This window comes from Anaerolineae bacterium, assembly GCA_014360855.1.
Lineage (GTDB): Bacteria > Chloroflexota > Anaerolineae > JACIWP01 > JACIWP01 > JACIWP01.
This window is the reverse complement of sequence record JACIWP010000112.1, coordinates 1-9614: the sequence shown is the minus strand read 5'-3', so window position 1 is coordinate 9614 and position 9614 is coordinate 1. Positions and strand designations below refer to the sequence as shown.

The 9614-nt window shown below is 65.9% G+C and carries 8 protein-coding genes and 1 pseudogene; 1 reads left to right on the top strand and 8 read right to left on the bottom strand.

Annotated features, from left to right (window positions below):
- From H5T60_07630 to H5T60_07600, 7 genes and pseudogenes are all read right to left on the bottom strand, one after another.
- On the bottom strand, positions 1-545 hold a 545-nt coding region (locus tag H5T60_07630; GenBank protein ID MBC7242300.1), incomplete at its 3' end, for a P-loop NTPase.
- 248 nt (positions 546-793) lie between these two features.
- On the bottom strand, positions 794-1399 hold the full coding sequence (locus tag H5T60_07625; GenBank protein MBC7242299.1) for a hypothetical protein: 606 nt from the start codon (positions 1397-1399) through the stop codon (positions 794-796).
- Between the two features lie 38 nt (positions 1400-1437).
- The gene (locus H5T60_07620) at positions 1438-3483 is read right to left on the bottom strand and encodes a winged helix-turn-helix domain-containing protein (GenBank protein ID MBC7242298.1); all 2046 of its coding nucleotides are present in this window, start codon (positions 3481-3483) and stop codon (positions 1438-1440) included.
- Positions 3484-3651: 168 nt separating this feature from the next.
- The gene (locus tag H5T60_07615; protein ID MBC7242297.1) at positions 3652-4437 is read right to left on the bottom strand and encodes an ABC transporter ATP-binding protein; all 786 of its coding nucleotides are present in this window, start codon (positions 4435-4437) and stop codon (positions 3652-3654) included.
- The gene (cbiQ, locus tag H5T60_07610; protein ID MBC7242296.1) at positions 4434-5228 is read right to left on the bottom strand and encodes a cobalt ECF transporter T component CbiQ; all 795 of its coding nucleotides are present in this window, start codon (positions 5226-5228) and stop codon (positions 4434-4436) included. Before cbiQ ends, H5T60_07615 begins: the two co-directional genes overlap by 4 nt.
- Positions 5229-5245: 17 nt before the next feature.
- Positions 5246-6217: pseudogene (locus H5T60_07605) on the bottom strand (energy-coupling factor ABC transporter permease).
- Positions 6218-6367: 150 nt separating this feature from the next.
- On the bottom strand, positions 6368-7390 hold the full coding sequence (locus H5T60_07600) for a glycosyltransferase (protein ID MBC7242295.1): 1023 nt from the start codon (positions 7388-7390) through the stop codon (positions 6368-6370).
- A 95-nt stretch (positions 7391-7485) separates the two neighbouring features.
- Between H5T60_07600 and H5T60_07595 the strand changes: the two genes are divergently transcribed.
- Entirely contained in the window at positions 7486-8385 is a 900-nt protein-coding gene (locus tag H5T60_07595; GenBank protein MBC7242294.1) for a LysM peptidoglycan-binding domain-containing protein, read from the top strand.
- A 12-nt stretch (positions 8386-8397) separates the two neighbouring features.
- Here the strand turns inward: H5T60_07595 and H5T60_07590 are convergent.
- Positions 8398-9614 (bottom strand): hypothetical protein (locus tag H5T60_07590; GenBank protein ID MBC7242293.1); only part of this gene is annotated, 1217 nt, incomplete at its 5' end.

The window sequence follows — 9614 nt, the reverse complement described above, 5'->3', positions numbered from 1 at the left end:
ATGGCAATGCCGGCGCCAGTCTGCGGGGGTACGGCGCCCAGCGGGCTGAGGCCGGGTGGGGTGCGCAGGCCAAACATCTTCGGGATGCTGGGGCCGGTGATATCGCCGTCGAGCAGGCCGACGCGCTTGCCGGCGCGCGCCAGCGCCACAGCCAGCATGGCGGCGACCGACGATTTCCCCACGCCCCCCTTGCCGCTCATGACGGCGATGACGTGGTCAATATGGTTCACCAGCGCGGATGGTTTGGGCGCGGCCTCCCCTTTAGGGGTCTGGGACTCGATGAGCCGCTGTTTCTCGGCAGGGGTCATCTCTTCCAGGTGCACCTGCACGGGCCGGCCGGGGTCCAGCTGCTGGACGGCGCTGACCACATCCTCGCTTATCTGGGAGCGGAGAGGGCAGGCGAGGGTGGTCAGTGCCAGTGTGATATGCACTGTGCCGTCCTGGATGGCGATATCGCGCACCATACCCAGTTCGACGATATTTTTCTGTAGTTCCGGGTCCATGACCTGCTTCAGGGCCTGGCGGATTTGTTCGGTATCCAGCATTTGATTCCTCCTGAAAGGGCGTATCCGCCCGTATGTACGGCGCTGTGTCGGGACGGGGCATAGTATATGCTGACAATAAAATTTGTCAAATACTTGCCCTGTGAAAGTGCGTGAACGGGTGCCGGCGCCGGTTCTGGTTGGAGACAGGCATTCCCTGACGCCATCCATGGGCGCGGGGAAGCGGTTGGGGAGAAGACCCCTCCCTCGCGTGGTGCCGGCCCCAAGCGATCCGGTGCACAGCGCCGGCGTCATCCAGGGGCCGGCGGTGTTTCGAGCGGGATAATCTCTACCGAGGTAAGGGGCACGATCTCCCATTCGTCGTGGAACTGGCGCACCTCGCCGTACACGCCCAGGCGCAGGTCAATCTCAAGCTGGTCCTGCAGGGCCGAGGCTTCGAGGAGGGTGTTCCAGATGAGTACGACGCCGGCGCCGCTGTCATCGGCGATATGCAGTTTGATGCCCTTGGAGAACGCCTTCATGCTGGTGATGCGGCCGGTGACCCAGGCCATATTGCCGGCGCCCACCTCGGGCAGGCGGGAGAGCGGGATGGGCGAGCGGGCATAGGGGTCTGCCGGCTGGATGATCTGGATATCTTCCGCGCCGGCGGGGATCAGGCGCAGTTCTCCTTTGTATTCCTTGATGCGCCCGCGGAACCGTGCCATCGCGCCGGTCAGAAGGCGGTGAATGTCGGGATGCTGTTCGAGGAGGTTATCCCAGACGATCACGGGCAGGATGCCGGTCTGGTCATAGACATGGTATTTCCTGCCCTTGGAGAGGTCCCAGATGCCGGTGATCACGCCGGCGATCTCCACCTCCTGGTCCAGGTGTGCCAGGGTGATCTGTCCGATTTGCATGGGTCACTTTCCCTTAAGCGGTTACACTGTTGGTGCGTTCAATCATCGAACAGCGATTCGTCCTCGGCCGGCCCCAGCCCGAAGCGGTAGCCGATGCCGCGAATGGTGCGCAGAAGGCGCGGGCGCGACGGGTCCTCTTCGATTTTCTGGCGCAGCCAGTGCACATGGACATCCAGGGTGCGCGTATCGCCGATGTAGTCCGTTTCCCACACCTCTTTCATCAGGAAGGCGCGCTTGAGCACCTTGTTGGGGTGGCGCATGAAGACCTCCAGCAGGCGCGCTTCCATCTTGGTCAGGCCTTCGATGCGTCCCCGCCCGACCGCGACCTGGCGGGTGCGCGGGTTCAGGACCAGGCCGGCACAGCGGATGAGGTCTTCCTCGCTGGCTTCGGACCAGAGCAGGAACTCGGTGCCGGGCGTGCCCTCGCTGGGGCGGGTGGCCGGCAGGCGGATGGTGAAGGTGCTCCCCTTGCCTACCTCACTGCGCACGCCGATGGTGCCGCCGCGTGATTGCACGATGTTCTGCGTCACGAACAGCCCTAACCCCAACCCGCGCACGCGACCCCGATCCCGCCGGGTGGTGAAGTCAGGGTCGAAGATGCGGGAGAGGTTTTCCTGGGGGATGCCCTCGCCGGTATCCTTAATGGAAATGAAAACGTTTTCCCCTTCCATGCCGGTAGTGATGCGCAGTTCGCCGCCGTTCGGCATGGCTTCCACCGCATTAATGAGGACGTTCATGATCGCTTGTTCCAGGGCGTCCCCTTCGATGGAGACCGTGGGAAGGCGCGGCGCCAGGTTGGTGATGACGGCGATGCCCAGGGCCTCGGTGGACTGCTTGAGGCGCTCCAGGCAGTTCTGGATGACGCGGTTGACGTTATGCGGGGCGCGCCGGCCTTCCGGCTGGGCCATCATGCTGGTGAGCGATTCGGCCAGGCGGGCGACCCGCTCGCATCCTTCCAGGATGCGCAGGGCATCGCTTTCGATGGCCGGGTTGATGCCCTTTTCCCGCAGGATCATCTGGGCACTGCCGCGGATGCTGGTGAGGGCGTTGTTGATTTCGCCGGCGATGCCGCTGGCCAGGCTCTGGGCGGCCGTGGAGCGCGCCGCCGCCATAAGGCGCTCCTGGCTGGCCTCCAGCTCGTGAAGCTGTTGACGGGTCTGCTGGTACAACTGCGCGTTGGCCATGGCCATGCCGATGGGCCGGCCCAGGGCGGCCAGCAGGGCGCGCTCCGCCGCCGTGAACGGGCGTTCCGGGCGCGGCCGCGCGCACAGCACGCCCATCAGCACGCCGCTGGCCTTCAACGGGGTGGCGACAAAGGTTTCCAGCTCCGCCAGTTCTTCTGAGGAGAATTCCTCGACGCTTTCCAGGCGGACGATATCCGCCAGGGTGGTGATAGTGCGGCGGTCCTCCATCAGCCGGCGGATGCCGGTGCGGCTGGGCACCCACCGCTCCAGCAGGGCGAGGGTGGTGGAGTCAATGCCCTGCTGGGCACCGATGGAAGCGCGCCGGCGGGCGGCGTCCACGACGTAGATGGCGCCGGCCTCCGCCCCCAGGACGGCGATGGTGCGGCCGAGCGCTTCCGCCAGAATCTCCTGCAGGCTCAGGGAGCTGACCACCGCTGTGGAAACGGCGTTGAGGGCGCTCAGTTCCTCGGTGCGCCGCAGAAGGTCTTTGCGCATCTGCTCGCGCTCGCGGGCGGCTTCCACTGTTTCGATGGCGCGGGCCACGGCCAGCGGGAGCAGTTCGAGATAGTCTCCCTCTTTGATGAGGTACTCGGCGAAGCCGGTGCGCAGGGCCTGTGCGGCGACCTTCTCACTGCCGCGGGCGGTGACCAGCACCAGGGGCATGTCGGGGACCAAGGCGCGCAGTTGGGCGCCGACCTCCAGCCCGGTGATGCCCGGTAGGGTGAAGTCGAGGATGCCGGCGTCGTAGAAAGTATGCCGCGCCGCGGCCAGGGCGTCCTCCCCAGTCTCGAACGCGTCAATGCTCCACTCAGGGTGGGTGGTGGTGAGGGTTTTGAGCATCAGTTCTTGATGCTGGGGCGTATCTTCGACCAGCAGAAGATGTCTGCGCGATCGCGCCATATTGCGCTACCCCCATGGCATGGTTGTGATGGGATGAAGCACGGCACCAGCATAAGTATAACATCAAGTGTGGGGGTATGCAAGGGTACGCAAGGGGCAGAGAACCCGCCCTGCAGTGCAGGCCCTCGGGAGCCGGCGCAGGCCCGCGGTTTCAGCCGCCGGGCGAGCTTATTTCCATGCTATCGAAACGGTATGGGGGATAGAGGCCTCCGGCCGGGGTGCCGGCGTCAGCAGGGGCACTTCCAGGCCGTGGGCTTCCATAAGGGCTTCATCCTGCAGGAGCACAGCGGTAGGCCCATCCGCCACCAGCCGGCCGGCGTCCAGGATCAGGGTGCGCGGGCACAGCTCCCACACCAGCCGCATATCGTGGCTGGCGACCAGCATGGTCTGCGGCAAGCGCTGGAGCAATTGGATCAGGTTGCGGCGGGCGCGCGGGTCCAGCCCCGCGGAAGGCTCGTCCAGCAAGAGGATATCAGGCTCCATGGCAAGGACCGTGGCGATGGCGATGCGCTTGCGTTCCCCCAGGCTCAGGTGGTGCGGCATCTTGTCCTCGAAGCCCTGCATGCCGACGGCTGTCAGGGCCTGGGTCACGCGCCGGCGCACCTCTTCCTCGGGGAGGCCCATATGCAGGGGGCCAAAGGCCACATCCTCAAAGACGGTTGGGGAGAAGAGCTGGTCATCGGGGTCCTGGAACACCAGGCCGACGCGTGCCCGCACCTGACGCAGGCTTTTGTCGGTAAGCTCCACGCCGGCGACCCAGATGCGCCCCTCGTTCTGCCCATGCAGGACGCCGTTCAGATGGAGAAAGAGGGTGGATTTGCCGGCGCCGTTCGGGCCGACCACGGCCACCTTCTCGCCAGGCGCGATGGCAAAGCTGACGTCGTCGAGAGCGAGCCTCCCGTCAGGATAAGCGAAGCGAAGTTTCTCCACACGCACTGCCAGGTCCACGATCATCCACCTCCTGATATCAGCCGGCCGAGCATAAAGGCGGCCAGCAGTAGGGCGCTCCAGCTTAGGCCGGCCAGCCAGTCCCGCCTCTGCCAGGTCAACTGCTCCAGCGAGCGAATCTCGCCGGCGAAGCCGCGCGACAGCATGGCGGCATAGATGCGCTCACTGCGCTCGTAACTGCGGATGAACAGACTGCCGATCATACCGCCCAGCACCCTGGCGCGCCACCATACGGTGCGGCCAGAACCCACCGAGCGCGCCTCGCGCGCTGTCTGCAGGCGCATGGCCTCGTCTACCAGCACAAACAGGTAGCGGTACATGAAAGAAATGGTCGAAACCAGCGGCGCCGGCACATGCAGGGCGCGCATCGCCTTCAGCAGTTTGGGGAAGGGGGTAGTCCCCACCAGCAGACCGCTCATCAGCACTGCCAGCCACGCTTTGACCACGACCGAGAGGAACAGGGCCAGGCCGGCGTCGGTGACCGACAGCGTCCAGCTCCCCAGACGCGCCTGCCACAGCACTGTGCCGGCCCGGGTGAAGGGGACGGACAGGGCGACCACGCCGGCGAACGGCAGGGCGATGGAGGAGCGCTTCAGCGCTTCCAGCAGGGGGATTTCGGCCAGGCGCACGAGAAGAAGGGCCAGGCCGGCCATCAGCAGGAAGGCCGGCCAGCCCTGCGCGGGGATGTTAGTAACCACAAGGATGAATGCCAGCGTCCCCAATAGTTTCAGCCGGGGGTCCAGCCGATGGATCAGGCTGTTCCCCTCACGATAGCGGTCCAGGAAAGAGTGCTTCATCAGCGTCCTTTACCCGGTCATGCGCCGCGATGCGATTGGTGTTCGCGCCGGCGCAGTGCCAGCGCCAGACCATACCCAACGCCAAAGACGATCAGGGTTCCCACGATGCCGGCGATAATGGTGGCCACTGCCTCGTTCTCAATGCCGGGAAACACGTAATCGGGGATAATCTGGAACGGCGCATCCTTGGCCCGCTCGATAAAACCGGTGTCTTCTGCCACACGCTCCAGCCCATCGGGGTGCGGAGAGGCCAGCGGCGAGAGCAGGGCCAGCACGATGGCCAGCAGTAAGCCGGCGATCCACCAGTAGCGCTTGAAGATGTCCATTCGGTCACCCCCTTACGCCTGAGAGGCTTTATGATGCAGGGACAGCAGATCGGGCCGCGTCACTTTCAGGAAGGCCAGCACCGCGACGGTGATAAGGCCCTCACCGATACCGATAAGCATGTGCACCAGGCCCATCGCCGGCACAGCTACCTGCCAAGGCGAGGTGCCGGACAGCGCCAGCTCGGCCGCGCAGGCCAGCGACGCGATCACCACGGAGAGCCAGGCCGCGATGAAGCCGCTGACCATGGTGGCCCAGGTTTTTTCTCCGAAGAGCCGGCGCAGAGAGGTATAGGTCACCCAACCAACCAGCACACCGATGACCGCCATGTTGAGGATGTTGGCGCCCAGCGCCAGCAGTCCGCCGTCCTGAAAGAGCAGGGCCTGCACGACCAGCACGCTGGTGAGCACCAGCATGGCCGGCCATGGCCCCAGCAGTATGGCGGCCAAGGCTCCTCCGAGCAGGTGGCCGGAGGTGCCGCCGGCGACGGTGAAATTGAGCATCTGGGCGGCGAAAATAAAGGCCGCCGTGACGCCCATCAGCGGTACCTGCCGCTCTCCCAGCTCACGGTTGACACGGCGGACGGCGTAGCCGAGGCCGCCGGCGGAGACCGCCCAGGCCGCTACCGTCGTCCCTGTGTTGAGGAATCCATCGGGGATATGCATCTCCTGTGCCTCCTGAACTGATTGACGAGACGGCAAACATGTGGAAAGAGCAGTAATTGCAACTAGTTGCAATAATATTATATGCCGGCTCGGGGAAATGTCAAATAGGGGAAATGCTCGCGCCAGCCGATCGCTGGCCGGCGGCTCTGTCTACCGCTCCCTTTGCAGGGCCTTCCGCCAGTGGATCGCCGGGTCGCGGCGCCGGCGCAGGCGCCAGGCCCACCCGACCGGGTAGCCGATCATCTTGGCCACATCGCCCACGACGCGAATGGCCGGCACCCATGCGATGGCCCGGAGCTTCTCCGCCGGCGGCAGGTCGGCGATCTCAGGCAGGAGGCGGCGGTACGGCGGGTACAGGTAGTAGGCGGCGCCGGCGGCAAGGACCGCCAACCACCACGGGCTGTGCAGGATGCTCAGGACCAATAGGGCCGGCAGGGCAACGAGATAGGTCAGGTAGCGCACCGCGTGCCGCTTGCGCCATAGGTCCGCTTTGCCGTCGCCTCTCGCATACCGGTAGTACTGCTTGAAGAAGGCGCGCAGGCTGGAGCGCGGTCGGAAGTAGACCAGAGCTCCCGGCGCGAACACGAAGCGGTACCCCAGCGCCTTCAGCCCCAGGTCGAAGATCAGGTCCTCGCAGAAGTCCAGCCATTCCGGATAAGGCCAGCGCTCCCAGGCACTGCGCAGGAACGCCACCGAGCGGCTGGAGGGCAGGAAGCGGTCGGGGTCAATTTCGGGGAGGCGGGGCAGGACCGTGGCGCCCATGGCCCGCTCGAAGGTGGAGCGCGGGTCGGGCAGGAAAAAGCCGGCCACCACCCCCGGCGCCTCCTCGGACGATGCCTCTTCGAACGGACGTACCAGCTCCGCCAGCCAATGGGGGTCCAGGCGCACGCCGGCATCGGTGGAAGCGATGATCTCGCCCGTCGCGGCGCGGATGGCGGCATTGCGGCCCTGGGAGATATTGGCGCCGGGCACCACCAGCACCCGCAGGGGGAGCCGGCCGGCGTAGCTCTGCAAGATGTCGCGGGTGCGGTCCGTCGAACCGCCGTCCACGATGACGATTTCATCCGGCGGACGCGTTTGCGCGGCTAGCGTTTCCATCAGTTCGGCGATGGAACGCTCTTCGTTGAGTACGGTGGCAATGATGCTCACAGTCACGGGCTTCTTGCTGGTCATCTTTAACCTTATAGATTGTCCGCCGGCTTGTATCCCCGCCGGCTGGATGCTATAATCAAAGTAATGGACATACCGCCGTGAAAGGGAACGGTATTATGAACAAGCGTGGTTCCTGGTTGGGCGTAATTATTGCCCTGGTCCTGGTGAACTATATCCTGATTACGACCGTCTGGAGGGCGGTCGGGCAGGGAAACGCGCCGGCGCCGACGCCCACCCGCACGCCCAAGCCGACCTTCACCCCGGCGGCGGTGGCTGTGGTCTTCGTCACACCCACCAGCACGCCCCGCCCGCCGGCTACCGATACACCCATGCCGCCGGCTACCTGGACCCTCCCGCCCACGGCGGCGGCCACGGCTGGGCCAGCCGAACCGATGGTCCCCACGCCAACCCCTGCCGGCGAGACGACGGAACCCACCCCCATACCTTCACCGACCGCCGTCCCGATCGCGGCCGCCACACCGATGCCCAGAGTCCATATCGTCCAGCCGGGCGAGGTCCTGCTCCTCATCGCCAAGCAGTACGGTGTGGACGTTGAGGAGCTAATGCGCCTGAACAATCTTTCCAGCCCCGATTGGATTTACGTCGGGCAGGAACTGATTATACCACAGCCGGCCGCCCCGCCAACCGGAGAGCCAACGCCGGCCGTCACCCCGGCGCCGGCGGCCACCAGCTTCATCCATGTGGTCCAGCCGGGCGAAAGCCTGGCGGCCATCGCTTACCGCTACGGTGTGGCGGTGGACGACCTGGTGAAAGTCAACGGCCTGCGCTCCGCCGACTGGATTTACGTGGGTCAGCGCCTCATCATCCCGGCCGCGGCGCCGGCCGCTACCGTTACTCCCACGCGCGCCGCGGGACGCGTGCACGTGGTGCAGGCCGGCGAGAACCTCACCTGGATCGCCCAGCGCTACGGCGTCAGCGTGACAGCGCTGATGCGCGCCAACAACATCACCGACCCGGATACTATTTACGTGGGCCAACAGCTCATCATCCCCTGAGCCGGCACCGCTTCAGCGCAACTGAAAGTACCCCAGGTCCAGGCGGGCCTCCGCTCCACTGCTGTCTGCGCGCAGGACAGCGCGCAAGTGATGGCGGCCGGAGGACAGGCCGGCCGGCAGGAAGCCATTCACCTGGTCGCGGATCAGGTCGCCGGCCAGCCATTGGTCCGTGGTGAAGCCGCCGCCCAGCGGTGTCCAATCCACCCAGGGGATATCATCCACCCACAACTGGAAGCGCCAGATATCCGCAGGTTGTTCACGCGCCTGCCAGTAGAGGGCAACATGCAGGGGCGTGCCGGCGGAAAGCGGCGCGTCCTGGCGCAGTCCCCCCAATGCATGGCGATCATATCCCAGGAATGTCAGCGGGCCGACGCTGATCCGGGCCGGGAACATCGGCCGCACAGCGCCGGCCGGCAGGGGGCGCGCCGGCCGGCTCACCTCGACGCTTCCCAGCCGCACGAAGGTTTCCCCCGTCTCCCGCACCGCCGCCCGCGCGCCGGTGGAGGGGTCATACATGCCGGCGATGAGCTGATATGTCCCGGGCGGCGTCCCGGGTTCGATGGGCACGCCGTGGTGATCCTCATACACCGCGCCGGGGGACCAGGAGGTGGTGGGCACCGCACCGCTGAGCGGCTCCGCATCCCGCTGTCCGACGATATGATTGCCGGCGTCCAGCACCTGCAGGAAGACCTTCCAGCGCGCGGACGGGGTGCTCTCCGCCCGCCAAAAGAGGGAGACCGGCAGGATGTCGCCGGCTGGCACCGGGGCCGCCGGCATTTCCGCCCGCGCCAGGGCGATGCCGCTGTCGAAATGGAGGCCGGCGGCCAGCTCCTGCATCGGCACATCCCATCCCCGTAGGGTCGTGTAGATGACGAAGCGCACGTTGCCGAACCAGCTCTCGACCCCCTTAAAGGCATGGGCGTCCAGCCAGCCCTCCATAATGCGCTCGGGGTCCGATTCGTCGGTGGCCCAGTAGAGCACATACAGCCGGCGGTGGCGTTCGCTCAGCTCCGCCAGGGTCTGTTCCAGGGAGGCGCGATTGGGCGGGCGTTCGGCGGGGAGCCGGTACACGGGCCAGGGGTCCGAGCGGTAGTAGTACGAGAAGACGTCCCACTGGCCGGGCGCGTTGAGGATGACCGCATCCTCTGGGCCGGCGGTGGCGCGGATGTATGCGACCATGCCGCGGTAATCGTCCCGCGCGGCTGTCGGGTCCGTGTAATAGCGGTGCA

What these genes read in the sequence shown, in the direction of transcription:
- H5T60_07625 (MBC7242299.1), bottom strand. Translation starts at nt 1,399, where the DNA reads ATGCAAATCGGACAGATCACCCTGGCACACCTGGACCAGGAGGTGGAG.
- H5T60_07620 (MBC7242298.1), bottom strand. Translation starts at nt 3,483, where the DNA reads ATGGCGCGATCGCGCAGACATCTTCTGCTGGTCGAAGATACGCCCCAG.
- H5T60_07595 (MBC7242294.1), top strand. Translation starts at nt 7,486, where the DNA reads ATGAACAAGCGTGGTTCCTGGTTGGGCGTAATTATTGCCCTGGTCCTG.
- H5T60_07615 (MBC7242297.1), bottom strand. Translation starts at nt 4,437, where the DNA reads ATGATCGTGGACCTGGCAGTGCGTGTGGAGAAACTTCGCTTCGCTTAT.
- cbiQ (MBC7242296.1), bottom strand. Translation starts at nt 5,228, where the DNA reads ATGAAGCACTCTTTCCTGGACCGCTATCGTGAGGGGAACAGCCTGATC.
- H5T60_07600 (MBC7242295.1), bottom strand. Translation starts at nt 7,390, where the DNA reads ATGACCAGCAAGAAGCCCGTGACTGTGAGCATCATTGCCACCGTACTC.